We start from the raw sequence: 18326 nt of genomic DNA on the forward strand, positions 1-18326 counted from the left end.
TAGGGAGATCATTATGTTGAAACTTAAAAAAGCAGTAGTACTTTTATTGTCATTGAATTTTGTCACCTCAACTCCCTATGCAAAACCAGAAAATGATTTATTGAGTTTGCCCAATCCAGGGTTACATTTACTCAAGCAGGCAACCTGGATAAAACCAGTGCCCTCTGAGAAAAAAATTTCATTTATTGTCTGGTTAAAATTACGGAATAAGGCAGAATTAGATAGGCTTGTTCAAGAGGTTTATGATCCCAATAGCCCCCGTTATCATCAATTTTTAACTGCAAACCTTTATGAACAAGAGTTTGCACCAAGCAAAGAAGCAGAAAAGACGGTACAACAATTTTTTTCTTCTCAAGGGATGCAAACAAAAGTGGTTAACCACAGCGTGCGTGTCACAGGAACCGTGGCGCAAATTGAGCAAGCTCTTCATGTACAAATGAACTATTATCAATATCAAAACGAAACCGTTCATGCAAATACAAACCCTCCCCAACTGAATCGGGAGATTGCTCAATATGTTACTGAAATTACTGGCCTTAGCACTATCCCTCAATTTCACTCAAACATAGAAAATCTTCAACATGACGCGAAAGAAGTTCATGATTTAAATTTTATCTGGAATTCTTTTGTTCCCTTTGCAATTCCTACAGACATTTCATTGCAAGGCTTTACAGGAGCCAATTTGCAAAAGACTTATAATTTGAAAAACATCCCGCGCATTAATGGCAAGCATCTCGATGGAGCGGGCCAAACATTAGTTGTCGTTGATGCATGTGGCACGAATACGCCTCATCAAATTTTACATGATGCAAATAAATATTTTAATGCGAATAATATCAAGCCTTTTGTGACCTCAGGAGCTGCGAAAAATTTTGCGATCATTAATCCTGATGGCACCCCCTTTAGGACATGTCCGAATGCATCCTCTTTTAGTAATGAGATCGCCCTAGACATTGAATCATCGCATACAATAGCCCCTGGAGATAATACTGTTTTGGTGTTAGGTAAGGATCAAAAGACTATATTAACCGAAGTGATTCATACACTGATTCACAATAAGTTTTCCATCGCAGGGTTTTCTAATGCTTATGTCATTTCCAATAGTTGGAGTGGCCAAGAAACTTTGGATACTTCGTTCGAACACACCTTGGAATTAGCTGCGGCAGCGGGAATCAGTGTTAACTTTTCTTCTGGCGATTGTGGTGACAATACCTACATCACCGAAAAAATGCACCCCACCCCGCCCTCCCTCACCAACAGTTGATTATCCTTCCAGCTCTGCTTACGTCACAGCGGTTGGGGCGACTGCTTTATTTGTAGATACGAATTACCGTTATGCATTTGAAACTGTCTGGGGTTCAGTAAAAAACGATAGTGGGAGCTATGCCTTTGATGGGGGTACCGGTGGGGGCATTAGCCGCTTTTATGGACCAGTGACTTGGCAGAACTCCATTAGCAACTATACGGCTGGTGGTTATGGAGTAATTAATAATTACGGAAAGCATCGTGCGCTACCTGATATCGCAATGCTGGGCGATCCGCAAACAGGTTTACTGATTATTGCCGATGACGTAACCGTGCAAGATGGGGGCACCAGTTTAGCGTGTCCTTTATTTTCGGCAACTTTAATTTTAGTCAATCAAGCACGAAGCTTACTGAATAAAGGAACACCTATAGGCCATGCCGCACCTTATTTGTATCAGATGAATGATGTTTTACTTTCAAACAGGGCAATTAATCTGATTATTCCACCATCGCTTATTATAAGTGGCGCAACCCCTCCACCATCGACAACGATCCAGGGGATTCCTGCTCCCGCATCGGCATTTAGCATTAAGAATAAAACGTTTGGCTGGGATTCAGCGCTTACTCTTGAGCCTGAAGATCAATTTTGGAACGATGGCGTTGGAGTTGGTTCGCCTAATATTCCAAATTTTGTTGTCACCATGGCGAATATGTAACACAAAAGGAATATCCCCTCTCCCCCGAATGGGAGAGAGGATTCTAAACTTAACAGCAACATGGTGAACTCTTCTTAACCCACCGACTATGAGCATCTAGGCCCCTAGTGACTGAGGAGCCGATATTCCATCGATCAATGATGGGTTAATCTAGAATCGCTGACCACTTCTTCTTGAGGTGCAGTTTGTTTTATTGGATTTTTTAGGGAATCTAAGTGAGCTTCAAACGATTGATCAGCCTGACTTAGAAATTCGGATTTTTCAATTTTTGGTCCACCCTGCAACGCATGGGCTTTATGGGTTTGCCAAGCAGTATCGAACTCTTGTTTTTCGCCTATCTTCGGTGACAAACATTCTGAGTAACATTGGGCAAGCTTATTTACATTAGAGTCTTCTTTCGCGAGATTTTCAGTGGGACGATTGACCCAAGTAACTTGGAAAACCTGAGGTGGCCCAGGTGAATAATGAGTCTGCACATTATCATCATCGACATTTAGTCCAAGACCCTTCATGAGACTGAGCATTGCCTCCTTCCCTGCTTCCTCACCCTTGACTGGATGATCTATATTCTTTAAGCCCTCAAAAATGTTTTTTATTCCAGCATGAAAACCGCTATCAACCTCAGTGGCTCTTTGTTTTACCTGATCTTCGATAAATTTCTTTTTCTTTAAAAGGTCTAATGGATTTGGGAATTGCGCATTCGCATCGTCTAATATTTTTTTTGCGGCTTTTTCTCCTTTATCACCGCCAAAAAGATAAGCCATTTGATTGGCGTAATCATCTTCTTGAAATTTATATCCTTGAACCTCACCATTCTGGAGCGACGTATCTTGAAGTAATTTCTTTTTATGTTTAGGCATTACAATTACTCCTCGTTTGAACATACTTTAAATTATAGTCAGCAGAACACCTTTTACTCAATCCTCAAGTTTTTTTAATTTGACAACTACTATAACTCTCTGATAAATCAACACACTCTGTTAGGTTTGCGCGCATTTCATTGGCCTTAAAAGGATGCGTTTTGATGCTATTGTTCAGTTCATTAGTCAGCTTATTCATTGTCACGACCCTTGTGATGAGTTAGAGCAGTGCACTGAACAAATTAAAAAAGTGATTCTTCTTGTCCCTATAGTAAACACCTTAGTAATAGAACTCCAATTGGATTAGAGCCAACAGACTCTTTGAAATATGGGAGGGCTACTTAATTAATTTTATCTGACATGTCAGATTAAAAACTTGAGGGTCGAGTATCACTTAATCTAATGCGCATACAGCCATTACTTTGTGCATGGTAAATCAATATGAGAATATAACTTATCATTTTGGCTCTTAATATTACAGTAATAATTATTCTATATACTAAATTTATTATTTAGCTATTACGGAGAACGAAATTGATAAAAAAAACGATTATTCTCTTAGTGCTTTTAGCGTTATCCATCAATTCCTACAGTTACAAATTTGATACTATAACCGTTTTTGGAGATAGCTTGTCAGATAATGGAAATCTATACACCTACATGGCTCATTTTATTCCTAAGTCTCCGCCTTATTATCAAGGACGCTTCAGCAATGGCCCTGTCTGGGTTGAAAATCTTTATCAAAACTATTTCCCCAACGGCTCAAGCGATAACTTTCAAGATTTTGCTGTCGGAGGTGCTGGGGCTGTTCTATCTTACAAAGAAAATTTACCTTACACCCTTGATGCGGAAATCAATGATTATCTTTATCTACATCAATACACCAATAAGGATACTACTCTTTATATAGTCTGGATTGGCAGTAACAACTACCTTAATGGTCCTACTAATGTAGAAGATATCACTAGTTCTGTCGTTGATGCCATTGGGACTGATATTGAATCCCTGATTAATAACGGAGCGGTAATGGTTTTAATGGTTAATATTCCCGATTTAGGGAAAACACCTGAAGCAGCCCAAAACAATAATCAGGCCTTGTTAAGTGAATTAACCAACAAGCATAATGAAAAACTTTTAGCTAAATATAATCAACTAAAAGAACGATACCCTAATGTGAATATTGCTTATTTTGATGTGTACTCTCTATTTAATCAATTAATCAGTGAGCCAAATCAATTCAATGTCACCAATATCACCCAGCCTTGTTACTCTGGAGGGTTTTCATTAAGAGCGATGGCTAATAATACTGAGCTTTTGGACAACTATTTAAAAACTCAAGCCAAGCAACATCATTTAGTGCTGGATGAAAAGAAGAAGCAAGCTATTCTTTCTAACCCCGTTCTAAAAGAAGCTCTGTTAGTAGGGTATCAGGAACAAACCCTACCCCGACTTAATGCAAACTCTAATTCGTGTTCTGGATATATATTCTGGGATCATGTTCACCCAACAGCGCCCATCCATCAATTAATTGCTCAATATGCTAAAACTATAATTGATGAAGCAGGATTTCAGGCTATTTCCCAATGATAGCCTGAACGAAACAGAGGGAAGCCATGAAAATGCAATGCGAATTCTGTCGTAAACGGATGAAACCAACGATAGAGATAGATAAAAGACTGGTAACAACTGACCAAGAAACCTTTTATTGACAGTCTTTGTGTAAGACAGCTGTTTACGACGGGTGGGCGTTCTCGAAAAACCAGTTTGGCAACGTCTCTGCTATGCATGGTATTTAGGGCCCTTTAAAGAAGGCATTTTTATGGGAATTAGTAAAAGATATCAGAATGCCTAAAAAGTAGTTTATTTCTTTATAGGTATTCTATTCCTAATATTACTTTACTATGCTGTCTCTTATGCTCTCTACCAGATCCTTTGATAGAGGTTTCTTTATGAGAAATATTTGCTTAATTGCTAATTGCATTATATTCAAACTGTTCATGTATCACATTTTCATTAGCAATCACATCAACGTATACCCCATAGTTTTGCAATAACATTTGTTGTAATTTCTTTGTAAAACCTAGCCCCTCACGCACACTCATCACCAAAGTTAACCGCGGCTTGATGTCAGGATTTTTAAATTCTTGATCCACCAATATCTTTGAGAAATATGCAGCAACTTCATCTAGTTCATATAGATTTGCACTGTCCGCTTGTCTAAAACACAATAATCTAATTCCCCGTGTCCATGAGCTGATAAATATATCTTGGAATAGCGAGTGACCCCGTGAGGAAATAACTTAAGATCCTGCAAAGTAGAAAGAGTACTTTTCTCCGGGATTTGTATTAGATCGATTGGTTTATTATGAATACTTAATTTGTCTATGGTTGATGTAACTTGATCTTGAACCAAATTAAAGTAAAACTCGATCCTCAACTTTTAGTAATAATTTGTATGTTTTAAGAAATTTTAATCTACTTTTTTGCTGCATCAGAATATTTTGCATATAATTTGAATAAATATCAATCGGTATGCAAATTATGAAATCATTCAAAGAACTTTTTAAAAAACTCTCGTCACAAAAAAAAAGTGAATCAACCTCTAAAGAAGTGAGTTCTCAAGATGAAGCACCGATGAGTAAGCCACTGTTTACACCGCCACCATCTTATGACTTTTTCTCCCATCCAGAAATGAGCGATTTAGCTCAGGTTGGAAAAACAAAAGCATTGGGATATTTGCCACTGGAGACAATTCGTGGTTCTGGGTTTGAGTCATTTCAAGTTTATCAATTATTGAAAAAAAAGGGGCTAAAAGTTTTTATGATTCCGAATCCTACTAATGAAGAGTTATATGCTTATAATTCCATTAAAAATATATACGTGCATGTTGCAGATAATAAGGAATACAAAGTAATTCCCAAGGGTGGCTTTGCAAGCATTCGTTCAGGAGCCCTTGTAGCGTATGATGAAGAAGCAGTAAATGCTTTTTTAAAAGAAAATGAAGCACTTATCGATGAAGAAAATAAAAATGAGCCCAATCCTGAAGATCATTGGCCGCTTGTAGCCGATGACTTTGTTAATATGTTGTTTAGAAAAAAAGCTGAATCAGGAAAAATGAATTATTTTGTGAGTCAAGTTTTCCAAGAAATGCCACAACAACCACAACCGAACCCTAATATAAAATAGAAATTGCTCGCGATTGAAATCATAAAGTCCCACCGTCTTTAGCCGTATCACATCTCCAGAAAGATGGATCAATTAGCACCATCAGTGTAGGTTGGGCCTTGGCCCAACCTGTCCTTGCAAATGGATGATGGCTAATTCAAATCGATTCAGCCACACTTAAAAAAGATACTGCATGCCAAGAGCGACAGTATAATTTTTGTTGGATAAACCGGCTGAATTGCTTTCATAGCCGCGTTCTCCTGTATCGTTATCAATTATTTCAGTATCAGCATGTCCATTTGAATAATGATTGTAGGAAGCTTCAACAAAAATTTTCGCATTTTGTGTTAAAAAGTAGCCTGAATTGAGGGTTGCAGCATAATAGGTGAAATTATTCCCATGCTCATTGAACGTTAAGTTGCGGGCATAATGCTCATCATGATCGCGCGCTGACACCCAATCGCTAAATTTTAAAAGCGCATTAAACTCAAAATTATTGATGGAATATTTTCCGGCTAGACCCACATAGGGCGTACTGAATTTTTGTTGGTATCCAATTCCAGGCTGATCGCTAGAAAAACAACCGGTATAGGCCCCATTGTTATATTGGTAACACCCCCCCATTGCGCGCCAACTAAAGGAGTTCCATTGATAACCAGCCGCCAGGCCTAGCTTGTAATCTTGTTTTTGCATCAACCAGGCTCGTAAGCTCAGGTCCAATTCATTCGCGTAATTAAGATGCGTGTTATCATGATGTGACCAGTCAGTCCAGGTTTCCTGATTTGGATTGAACCAATCATAATCATCCATGGCCGCCTTATTTTTTGCCAGAGTTGTCCATCCTCTGCCATTGATGCTCAACCAATTGAGGAAATCATAATTGAATTCCCCATTGATTATTGCGGCATTTTTTATACGCCAATCCAGCTGGCTTAACTTACTCTCTGTATCTGGATAATAAACATATTCGTGGGCCTTACCTGACAGAATTCCTACTGAAGTACTTAACGACAAACCATTCAAATGGTACTCATCGGCATAAGTATCGAGCGAAAACGTAAGGGGTAAAGAGGTTAGTGCCAACATAACTATTTTATTTTTCATTTTTTTTCCTAGTTAGGGCCGGCAATCCGTGCAGCAACTGAATTTTCGATAAATCCATCGAATTATTGTGATTCATAATGGCACTGTCAAGAACAGTATAGGGAAAAATTGAGCATCAAAAAAGGAGTAATCAAAGCGTTTTTCTGTGTCCCGCGCAACAAACAAGTCGAGACGGGGCTCAAATAGCCCTGTCTACGTTGATAAAATAAAGAGAGTCTCACTGAGTCAATTTGTAGAGAATCTCTCAAATCTACATCTGCTAATTCAATTGTTCTTTCGCATAAATTTTCATGGCGTCAACTAAAAACATCACTAAATCAGGATGAAATTGATTGTAGAAATTTTTAAAATCCGGATGCTCAAGATACATTTGACCTAGTCCAATATAGCTTTCTCTGTTTGGTGTCCAGAAGTGTTTTACCCAATTATAATGTCTGTGGATTAAATCCTGAACCTTCTTAGCTCCTGGCTTATCTTGATTCAGAATGCATTGCACCAAGCCGAGATTAATTTCCTCCCCCTCTTTGGCATGTTCGTCCCAGTTCTCTTTTTTCCAATGACGAATATTTTTCCAACTTTCATTAATTTCTTTTTGGGTTATTTTACCGCTGTCAACCAAGTACTGTTCGTATTCCTGCTGCTTTTTAGGATCAAATCCTTCATACATTTCGATGTCACTCATGGTTAAATTTCCTCTAATATGTGAAATAGTTTTATCGATTGTCTTAATAAGAGCTTTTGTTCTTTCAAGACTTTCCAAGAGGATCGATTTATGCGTGCTCAGTGTTTCAATTTTATCAAACCCGTCACTACCAATAATCCTCTGTATGTCATTCAGAGGAAATCCAAGTTCACGAAAAAATAAAATTTGCTGTAACATCAAAAGTTGCTCTTCCTCATAATAACGATACAGATTGTCCCCATAATAGGCAGGCTTCAATAGACCAATCTCATCATAAAAACGGAGAGTTCGTGAGCTCACTCCTGAAATCTCAGCTAATTTCTTTACTGTGTAAGGCATCTGATATTCCTCTAAATCGACAATTCACACGATAAGGGATTACGTAACGAAAAGGTCAAGAATTAAATTCAAATATTAATGCACCAATATAATGGCTAAATATCGAGAACGACAGAAACTATTCTGAGGATGATTCCGATATTAACACTCATTTTTTTCATGGCACAAGTTATTCCATAACTGCCAAATTTTCATCCTGAGCAAAGAATTTTGAAATACTTCTTACTCACTTAAATAATTTATTGTTCAATATATGTTTACCTTGAAGCTATTTGTCTTTAAAATATCCAAAATGTACCATATTGGTTTGCTCTGAGTTGCTCATACTTTCTTAATGTTAATGAGATAAGATTGTATTAATAATGGGATTTATCCGTGCGAACAAGAGACATAAGCCCTGAGGATATTCATAAATAAACGGTCAAATATAGGAATCCTACCGTCTTTAGCGTATTGAAGTAGTGACCACACTAGAGGAATAGTAAATGGCATTAAGTAAAGAAAGGCAAGAATTGTGCCTAGAAGAATTAAAAAAACGTTGCAAAAATAAATTAACTGCGAAAAAGCAACAACTTTTAACCGCTATTAATGAGTTTGCTGCTGCACGTGATATATCTTTAGGTTTTCAAAGCGATGAAGTAATTAATATTATTAGCAAAAATCTTGAAATCGATTTTGAAGAATCTTCGCTCCCAGACGTTGTTGCTTCTATTTACTCTCAAATCACCGATCAATTTGACCGCGAAACAGCCGTAGTTCAACGCAGACACCGCGACCAAGGCAGTTACGATGCAGTATATATTCATCAACGTACTATGCACGATCAATTGCAAGACCATGATATGGACCGGTTAATGCCTCAATCTTATGGGAATATCGAAGTACTTGCCTCAGCAGATCGCTACGATCCAACCTCTCTTGACGTGCAAGACTATTTAATGGCAGCCCTAAAAAATGAAGGGATTAAGCATATTTTTATTCCAGTAGGTCCTGGTCATTGGCGAGGCATTTATTTAACTAAACCTGATAATGCTGCAGGAAAATATGAGCTTGAACTGTTTGACCCTTTTGGTCCCAGCGGTGCATCTGGAATCAAAGCCTTTACTCTGAATTTATTGGCAAAATGTGGAATAAAAGAGAGTCAAATTACGATTACCCTCACTGGCCCCACTTATCCGCAACGCGATGTCTATGCCTGCGGTGATTTTACCTGCGCATACAGCCATAAAAAAATGAAAGAACATGGTGCTCCGAGTAGCGCCTATAATCAAGATTATCTCAAAGTGTTGGAGACTCAAGGTAATAAAAACGATGTGTTGCGCCAAAAAAGTCGAGAGTTATCTAAAGGATTCAAAACTAAACCCGTGGCGATAGTACCCAATGAAGAAATAGAACAAGAAAATCTTCAGTTTTCAGAAAGGGACAAACGTGAATTTTTGGTTCAATTAGGTAAACAACTTGCAAATCCAGATAAGATAGACAAAGTCGTTCTTGACAAAGAAATTGCCAAAATAAAAAGTACATTCGGAACATATAAGTTCGCATCATTGCGTGAACTTGAGGCGTATAAGGTATTTAATGCAGACGGTTCTATAAATAAAAGGATTGCCGCCCTATATGAGATTCAATTTGATGAAAAGCAAATTAAAAAGCGACTGGAATCTTATGGACTCAAACATCTCTCATTTCGAGAAATGATAATTTTTGAATCGGTTATCAGTTCGGTAATTAAAGATCTCACTTCCGCAAACAATAAAAAAGAGATTATGCTCGAAGATGAGCTTAACTCTTTAGCAAATGAGTGGAGCCCTGGCTTACGAAGTAGAAAAGAAGCAATTAGAAAAGAACTTGAATATATAAGATCTCATCCACCTAAGAAGGGATTAGCTAAAGAGTGCTTTGCTGAATTTGGGGAAGCAGCTAAAGAATTTAAACTGACAGAACCTTCAAGCATGGAATTAGCAGTGCCGGCCAAACAAATGGTAGGTATGGGTTATTTTAAATTTAAAGACATCAACGTTTCAATTTCACCTGGCCCTTATTCCGCTCGCTCACTGATTCCTTCAAAGAGTGCAGAAGTTTATGAATCACAACGTGACATTGCAAGATTTTTAAACAACTTATTAGCCAATAATGTGACTCATGTTTTTGCGATGGGCAGAGTGTTTCCCTATGCTCAAATGCAAGGGGGTCTAGATAAAGATTTTATCAATTATTTCATACCTGATGCGCACGGACGCGTGACACTTCCGCATATTCCTGAACTTAAGGACACCCACATTACTTCGCGTCCCATTGGAAAAGTAGGACGATTTATCACTTACGAAATCAGCATCAATGGCAGTAAGCCCATCCAAGTACATCATTTTCCGATTCAAGAGAAACAACCCTTGAAGTTAACTCGAGAAGAGTTAGCCTATGTTGAAGAAGTAGGGATGAATACTCTTCCTGAACAAAATATTCATACCCATTGCCGAGACGGGAAAGGAAGTAGCGCCCAAATCGCCTATCTTTTACGCGCTTTAAATCCTCAGCACAAAAAAGTAAATCATGAGGAATTAATTGCGCAGATGAGGGAGGAAGCGGACGCCTCTCTTGAATTCGAGAATCCTGAGCTTTATATCATTTATGGCACTTTATTAAAGCAAGAAATTGATCATTACCTTAACCAGATGAGTCCATCTCAAAAATTGGTAAAGGAAGAGCATAAGGAACTTCTTGCCTTAGTAGAACAATATCAAGAGTTAAACGCCACTCCTTTTCCACAATTAGCCGCTTGGGTTTCAAAAGTTAGCCAAAGCTCAATTATTTCGGGCAGAACAAAAACATTATTCTCTTCAATTCATAGCTCTACTGAATTCCTACTGCACGCATTTAAAGAAAGAAGGAACCCTGATGAGCTGGAGTTGTTCTTTGATTTACAGGCTCGCAGTGGAGGTTATCAGGCTCTACTGGATGAAATTGCAAAGGAAACTGAGAGTGAGGCAATCCCTGATCACGCTCGAGAACAACAAGAACAATCAAAAAAATATGAATCTTTATTCGTTGCACATCTACAAAACGCTTATTTAAAAAACTGGAATAAGATATCTAAAGAAGATCAAAAAGCATGTATTGCAGTAAATGCTCATGTTTCAGAAACACTGACTGGAATATTAGATGCGATTATTCAACACGATCCCAAAAAGTTCACTAGAACAGCATTTGAAAATTTACAAAAAGAGTACGAGCGCTGTAAACAACGCATTGGGCTTCTAGAAAAAGTTGATGAGGCGGACTATAAAGTGCTTGACGACAGCTTGCTCCAACACAGCCAAGTCATAGAGCAGTTGTTCGTTTTAGGTTATGACCATCTTGAGGTAAATCCACAACATATCATTACAAAAATGCATTTGATTTATCAACGATTAGGTGAATTAAATGTCGCGAACGAGCTGAGTCCGCAACAGTGGGATGAATTAAAAAAACAGTTTACTGCTCTGAAAACAGTATTTAATTTTATTAATCACGATGAAGAACTACCCGATGTACTCCTCACTTTGGATAACTTATTCCAAGGGAAAAGAGAACACATCACGCATCCATTTAAATTGGCTATTTTGCAAAACCAAACCAAAACAGACAACCTCGAAAATTTTGTAGGTGAATTAGGTTTTGCTCTATTAGATGCCACGTTCAAAGTACTTCCCAAAGAGTATTTTGGTGAGCATTCCGACGGTGCTTATTCTAAAGAAATTCTGCAATTATTTGAGGCGATGAATGATTTAGCTCGCAGCTATAAAAAACCAGCACCGGAGAAACTTGATTTATATCGCAAATCCCAACCTTTAACTGAAACGGAATGTGAGCAAGCGCGACAGCAAGTTCTTCAGTTAGTTGCAAAATATGTTCCGTTTTTAATTACCTCATCAGATGCTCTTAGAGTACAGCTTGAAAATTTAGATAAAGATTTCTCACGCCTGGAGAAGCATTCTCAATTGAGAACTCCTGAATTTCAGGAATTAAAAACACGCTTTGCTGCATTGAGATCGGAATATCTAAGCAGCCACCAACACGATGAGGTGATAACGCCATTAATAGCAAAAATGGAAGTGCAAATCCAAAAAGTGGTTGATCTCTATGAGGAGGAACAGCTTCGCCTTGACGTGGCAACAGAAAAATACAGTCAATCGCTGGACAATCTTTTAAGAATTAAAGCCATTAAATCTGGCGCTTCCCAAAGCACTCTCGATGAAATTGATTATTTTGAATCACGCATTGAAAAGCACATCCCTAAATCGACTCAATATCCTAAACCGCCCAAACTCATTGTCTTTGATATTGATGATGTACTTGTTGATATGAGTAGTGGACAACAGAAACGCGTACGTGAACTAATCAATGTCCTACAATATGGCAAGAAACAAAATATAAAAGTAGTTCTTACCACAAATCACAATCCATCTCCAGATAGTGAGGAACAAGAACTCATTACCAAGTTAAAAAAGGTAATCGCGAAAGAAACAAAGATTGATATTTCGAGTCAGTTGACTTACTTGAATGCTGTTCCTTTGCGCCAAGAAAATGAAACCATAGTTAAATATCTTCAAAACAAAATCTCTTCATTGCAACAAGAAATTGAACGACTAAAAGAACAAATACCTACAGCAGAAGATAAGGAAAAATTAGAATCGATTATCAAGAAGTTACAATCAAAACTTGATTCTTTAAATGAGAAATCAGTTCCCGTTAGATTAAGTTCAGGCAAGCTCTTAAATTTAGACGTCATCAGACATGCTCATGGTTTTTCTAAATGCCCAGAAAGTTATTGTCAAACGGTTGAAGGGGGTATTTTAAAGGATTTTGAAAATTCTGAGTTGACAAAAAATATAGGAATTGGTGATTTTGAAAAAAGAAAAAAAACTTGGGAAAATTTATTTCAATTAGCAAAATCGCAAGTGGAATCTGAATCGCTTAAGCCTAAGCCTTCACTACAAACCATATTAAAAGATCTTATTTTTGATGCCAATAGACCCGAGATATTACAGAATAAATATGCTGGTCTCCAGTCTGAAGAGATAGATGAAATCAATACCAATAGAGAATATTTTATTCAAAACATTCCTAAAATCGACTCATTTTATCAAGACCGTCTTGCTGTGCGAAAATCAGAGTATGAAAGCAAGGCTCTTTTAAATGAAGAAGAAATCGTATTTTTTGAGGCGGAGCAAGATCTTGTCGATCAAGCGCATCAACTCAGTAATTATCGGGCAATTAAGTTAAGTGATTACGATAAAGACTCATTTCGATACCTCATTGATTTGAATTATGAGATGGGTGCCTATAATGGAGTAATTGCTTACTTAAACGAAGATAAAAAGCATGCCCCTGTAGGTTATGGTCGAAAAAGCATCAACAAAACATTAGAATCGTACCTAAGCATCATTCCTAATTTTGCCAAACACGAATTTCACCATTCTCCTGTTGTTTTGCAGGTAAAAATGTCAACCATAGTGGCCAAACTACCTGAGTTAAGTTCAAAAGAAGCGGTGCAAAAACGTTATAGGGAGCAATTTTTTGAGGCTGCCATTGAGCGTTTTGATCAATTACCTGCAGAGTTGCAAGATGATTTCCTGACTCATTATTATGATGATGCGAATCGTGCTTTAAATGCAACACATCAAAAACTCAAAGAGTTAATCCAATCTGCTCCTAAACTAAAAATATCAGAATTTATGGATGAGTTAAAAAAGCTCAAAGAACCTCTCCTTGAAATTATTAAAAAGGATGAGCAATTTGCACAGGGGGTTTCACCAACATTCATAGGCTCTGAAGCCAGGCTATTAGGCTCGATGGTTGAGGGGATGCTTACAGGAAATGTTATTGCCGACGATTTAGATATAACAACACAGCAAGTACGATTTAAAGAAGGTCATGATAAAACTCGAGCTAAGTTTTATAGGCAAGCGATAGCCAATCAACCGCGTGTTTATCTGAAAGCGATTCATCCGACCGTGGAAAAAATGGAGCTTTTTAATAAAGCATTTGTCGCTGAGCAATACGCATCATTGGTTGATCAGCAGTTAGCACAGTTTATTAATAAATATAAGATAAAGAATGTAGCACCTTCTTTACCCTCTCTTTTAAATTTCCTTCAGGATTATATGGTCAAAAATGATCCTGAAAAAAATGATCAATTAATATTTAAAATCCTTAGTCGATTACCTATTGTGAAACAACTATGTGGTGAATTAACCCAACTTGTTTCTTACCAAAATAGAGCACACCATTTAAAAGGAGAGGAAGCTGGGGTTGATTATAGTCAGTCTATCACTGCCCTATTGAAACAAGTCACTGCTTACACCAAAACAATTGAATCCTCGGAAGAATATAAAGCCAAAGTCTTTTTGGATAACGCGGAACAGTATCTGCTTGCTAAAGATTGGAACGTTGGATTCCAATGGACGCCCCATATCGTCAAAGTAGAGGGTGAAGAGAAGAAAATTCCGGCAACTGTTGCACAACAATTAGAGGTTATCAAACGCGCTCGAGAAAATAATAATTATGTCGAGGCTAAAAAAGAATTTTTACAGATAGGCCAAGAGAAGGAGCTTTCTTGGACCTCTTCAAACAAAGCAAGAAAATACTATTCTCTGTTTAAACATGAAGAAGACAAGAGTGATGAAATTTTGCAAAAAGAGTTTTCAAAAAGCAAAAAGCTGTTCTAATACCGAATTTACTCATGTCTGGATTACTTGCCATCGAGTTAAGGAAGAGATCGGAACTTTCCCCTCACCCTAACCCTCTCCCGATAGTGGAGAGGGGATGGCAGGTTAACTGCTATTCAGGGGGCACTAAAAATGTTCCTCGTTCACACCAAAAATTCTATTGACGATTACATCGCAGGAAATTTCTCCTGTTGCAACCTCCCTCAAGAAATTACTCGTTAATAATTTCTTAATCTTAATCCAATATAATATTGCTCAATTATTACTCTCTTTGTGTGATTGGGAGCAACAGCACCTTGAAACGAAAATATGAATTAAATAAGCACGAACAGCACTATTACAAAGAAGTGAACAAGAAAATTGTGGTCATCGACGACAAAAAAGAGCAACAAAAAATAGATGCCTTTATGACAACGCATCATTCAACCACTCCTGCAAATACAGCCCGTGAATCAGGTTATTCCGCTTATCTGTTCAAGGGAAAAAAAGTTGAAGTCAATCCGTCCATGGTAAAAAAACGAAAAATAGATAAAGAGCATTATTTGATTTCACGTGATCCTAGCGCCCCGAAACTACCCGTTTCTTGTTTGGCGTCAACAGAGCATGTTGTTGCGATGAAGGATGAAGTGACCGATTTTGAGTCGGAGCTGGAACCTAAAGAAAAACAGAATGTGATGTATCTGATTGCCCTATCGAGTAATTCAAAGCGCGTTAATGTCCGCCTTGAAACAAAAGCAATTTTAAGTCTCATCCACCAACACGATAATACGTTAAATCAAAATAATGTCAGCATCACCTACAATAAGGAAAAAAAGGTCTTTGAGATTAAGGTAAGCACCCAAGTTGCAGACATCCAATTACTGGTTCGTGCATTAAGCAGTGCAGAAAAGTACCAAATTGTTGATTGCGATTTTGCTGAAATTGGTTTAAATGAAGGCGTGTGTCTGGTTAAGAAGGATGCTTCCAATCCCATTCATGCCCTGGTTAATATTGCAGATTCTACTAATGAAAAAGGATTTCTTGAACGTGATGCAGGCACCACATCTGGACGCTGTACAGCAGCTTATCAAGATCGCAATTGGACATTTAATTTCTTTAAGAGTTTGCAAGATATGCGTGAAAGAACGGAATATCCTCCAAGTACTCTTGCCATAAAAATTATGAATAACAACTAGAACCTCATACTGCTCGAAGGCATGACATTTCAATACCCCTCCTTGTTGCATAGACTTAAATTCAGATTTGTAGCCTGAGTAATCGGGCAACTGACTCATTAACCTGTAAATTCCTTTGCCATTGAGCCTAAAAATCTTTAGTGATAAAATTGCACACTAAGATCAAAAATTGAATTTATACTAATAAGTTACTGATTAATCGACTTTTTTAATTAACTTAAGGAATGAGAAAACTCATGGGTAAGTCTGTAAAACAATTATTTGAGGCAATTGCAGAGATCAAAAATAAAAAAAATATCGAGAAGCAATTAAAAAAGATTGAAGAACTCGCTCAGAAAGTTCTAAAAAAACACAAAACACTTGATTTATTCCAGCAGCATTCTTATTCGATACAGACTCTTCTTAAAGCAGCGATAGAAGCAGACTCCATCCCCGTATTTGAATTATTAGTTAGACTCGGGGCTGATCCATGTTGGAAGCCATTACCTGATATGCGATCGGCAATCGAGATTCTTGCAGACCATTATTTTTCTCTATCCCTTTTCCCCGAAAGAAAAGCATTATTTGAATGGGTACTCACGGACAAAGCGAGTCCAGTCTTTACCTGGGCAAAGCTAAAATCGAATCAGAAGCTTTATGAAGCATTTAAAAAAGCAGACTTAAAAAAACAATATATCGATGAGCTCCCTATACACGCCGCAATTCAAGCAGGCCGTGAGGATTTGGTTCAGGAGGTGGTAAGCGCCGCAGGAAGCATGCAAAGGGCAGGCGATATCAGTCGACTGAGTGTTCTGAGTACCGCGATCGACGCAGTGGCTAAGGGTGGAAAGAACTCGCTGGAGATCTTAAAGTACTTACTGACACACGGAGCCAATCCCCAGACCTCGGATGTACTCGGCGTCCCCGCACTCATTCACGTGCTCATAGCGAAGATTTTTTCCGGCAATATCGAAGAATGCCTTGTTTTTGATATAGTCAAACTACTGCTTCAACACGGTGCATCTCTTGATGTGACCAGTGCTAATGGCCATACACCCTTGATGCTTGCTATGAACGTAGGCTTTCCAAAACTGTTTGATTTCTTTTTAGATAAAGCAGATGCAAGCACTTTGAATCATCAGGCTCAAATTAAGCCCTATTACTTGCTCTTTCAATTATTAGATAGAAATGAGAATCGATTGAGGACATTGGATGTTCTCAACCTATTGCCCAAATTGAAAGAGAAGGGTTTAGAGTTTGATAAAACTATTATCTATAATTCCCCTGCGGATCCCTTCGAAGATGCTTTATATAGCCAAGGGAGAGAGTTTTCCGCACGAAACATGTCAGTATTGCATTTCTATGTGGACAATATGACTCGTGCAATGGATGATCCGTTTGAAGCGATGGATCACCATCTTGAAATCATTCAAGCCTTAATTGCCCATGGGGCAAATCCTAATGTCAAAGCTACTTTTACTCCCACAAAGCAGAACACCTCCTATCTTTATGGAACGGAGACAGTCCAATCCAGCATCGAACTTACAGCCTCTGAGTATGCTAGAAATATAGTTCAGCCAATGCTTCATCGCTATTGTTTGAGCTCTGCGGCTTATTGGATCAAAACGTATAAAGAGGAAAATGACTTCTTAAGACAGATTACCTATGAAACCAGGGAAACACAAACCATTCTACACAAAAAATTTCACCAATTCAGAAATCTGGAACGTGTTTTATCTGGGGAAAAACCTTTGCCTTATTCAGGATTACCGGACGTAAGAAAACTGAATCAATTGGCTTTGAAAAAATCGAAAGAAGAATCTAAACCCAATCAGTCCAAATCAGCGATAGTAGCAACTGAACTCGATCCAATACAAAGTAAGGCTGAATTACTCGACGCACGAAGCCAAAAAAATCAAGGTAATTGGCGATCGCTAAAAAAAGACCTGGTACACTATGTTAAAGAGGCAGAATCATTAACCGAGTTTTTGGCACGGGTCGATCAATTTAAAGCGCCATTACAACTTCATTTCGACATCACCACCGGCTCAAAAGGAGAAACGATCTATGGTTCAAAACTGTATCGCTTCTTTCACTATTTTGATGCGCATCAATTTCCAAATTCCTGGGAAACGTTAAGAAAATTTGGACAAGATACCTATGGCATAGACATCAATACGCCATATGATGCGGTATCGACCGACATAAAAATGAACTAGTCTAAATCGGTACTTATTCCAAACGATAAAAGCAAAGCCTGGCTGCAAGAAGCCAGGCTAGTCTCTGATCGAGGCTTTTCTTGTTAAAAATAAAATCTTAGAGCGCTATCAAAAGTGTCACATACAACAAATTAT

Annotated in this window: 12 protein-coding genes; 7 read left to right on the plus strand and 5 right to left on the minus strand. The window is 38.0% G+C overall.

Features of this window, described 5'->3' with window-relative positions:
• Positions 1–13: 13 nt before the first annotated feature.
• Positions 14–1264, plus strand: coding sequence for a protease pro-enzyme activation domain-containing protein (locus ACF8MK_RS02150; RefSeq protein ID WP_392537991.1), 1251 nt, complete (start codon positions 14–16; stop codon positions 1262–1264).
• Entirely contained in the window at positions 1203–1961 is a 759-nt protein-coding gene (locus ACF8MK_RS02155; RefSeq protein WP_392537992.1) for a hypothetical protein, read from the plus strand. Before ACF8MK_RS02150 ends, ACF8MK_RS02155 begins: the two co-directional genes overlap by 62 nt.
• A 134-nt stretch (positions 1962–2095) precedes the next feature.
• Here ACF8MK_RS02155 and ACF8MK_RS02160 read toward each other — a convergent pair whose 3' ends face one another.
• Positions 2096–2821, minus strand: coding sequence for a hypothetical protein (locus ACF8MK_RS02160; RefSeq protein ID WP_392537993.1), 726 nt, complete (start codon positions 2819–2821; stop codon positions 2096–2098).
• A 64-nt stretch (positions 2822–2885) separates the two neighbouring features.
• A complete protein-coding gene (locus ACF8MK_RS02165; protein WP_392537994.1) occupies positions 2886–3020 on the minus strand; it encodes a hypothetical protein in 135 nt (44 codons plus the stop codon).
• A 335-nt stretch (positions 3021–3355) separates the two neighbouring features.
• Here ACF8MK_RS02165 and ACF8MK_RS02170 point away from each other — a divergent pair, with 335 nt between their 5' ends.
• The gene (locus tag ACF8MK_RS02170; protein WP_392537995.1) at positions 3356–4408 is read left to right on the plus strand and encodes an SGNH/GDSL hydrolase family protein; all 1053 of its coding nucleotides are present in this window, start codon (positions 3356–3358) and stop codon (positions 4406–4408) included.
• Positions 4409–4785: 377 nt separating this feature from the next.
• On the opposite strand, the gene ACF8MK_RS02175 is transcribed toward ACF8MK_RS02170, so the two are convergent.
• On the minus strand, positions 4786–5049 hold the full coding sequence (locus ACF8MK_RS02175) for a hypothetical protein (protein ID WP_392537996.1): 264 nt from the start codon (positions 5047–5049) through the stop codon (positions 4786–4788).
• Positions 5050–5362: 313 nt separating this feature from the next.
• Between ACF8MK_RS02175 and ACF8MK_RS02180 the strand changes: the two genes are divergently transcribed.
• On the plus strand, positions 5363–6007 hold the full coding sequence (locus ACF8MK_RS02180; protein WP_392537997.1) for a hypothetical protein: 645 nt from the start codon (positions 5363–5365) through the stop codon (positions 6005–6007).
• Positions 6008–6163: 156 nt separating this feature from the next.
• On the opposite strand, the gene ACF8MK_RS02185 is transcribed toward ACF8MK_RS02180, so the two are convergent.
• Positions 6164–7090 carry an omptin family outer membrane protease gene (locus ACF8MK_RS02185; RefSeq protein ID WP_392537998.1) on the minus strand — a complete coding sequence of 309 codons (927 nt, stop codon included), beginning with the start codon at positions 7088–7090 and terminating at the stop codon, positions 6164–6166.
• Between the two features lie 259 nt (positions 7091–7349).
• A complete protein-coding gene (locus ACF8MK_RS02190) occupies positions 7350–8111 on the minus strand; it encodes a MerR family transcriptional regulator (RefSeq protein ID WP_392537999.1) in 762 nt (253 codons plus the stop codon).
• Between the two features lie 485 nt (positions 8112–8596).
• On the opposite strand from ACF8MK_RS02190, the gene ACF8MK_RS02195 reads away from it, so the two are divergent.
• The 3 genes from ACF8MK_RS02195 to ACF8MK_RS02205 all read left to right on the plus strand — a co-directional run bounded on the left by ACF8MK_RS02195 (position 8597) and on the right by ACF8MK_RS02205 (position 18191).
• Positions 8597–14818 (plus strand): hypothetical protein, encoded by a 6222-nt coding sequence (locus ACF8MK_RS02195; protein ID WP_392538000.1) that lies wholly within the window; start codon positions 8597–8599, stop codon positions 14816–14818.
• A gap of 296 nt (positions 14819–15114) precedes the next feature.
• Positions 15115–15993 (plus strand): hypothetical protein, encoded by an 879-nt coding sequence (locus ACF8MK_RS02200; protein ID WP_392538001.1) that lies wholly within the window; start codon positions 15115–15117, stop codon positions 15991–15993.
• A 236-nt stretch (positions 15994–16229) separates the two neighbouring features.
• Positions 16230–18191 (plus strand): ankyrin repeat domain-containing protein, encoded by a 1962-nt coding sequence (locus ACF8MK_RS02205; protein WP_392538002.1) that lies wholly within the window; start codon positions 16230–16232, stop codon positions 18189–18191.
• Positions 18192–18326 lie beyond the last annotated feature (135 nt).

The organism is Legionella sp. 227, assembly GCF_043161935.1.
GTDB lineage: Bacteria > Pseudomonadota > Gammaproteobacteria > Legionellales > Legionellaceae > Legionella > Legionella sheltonii.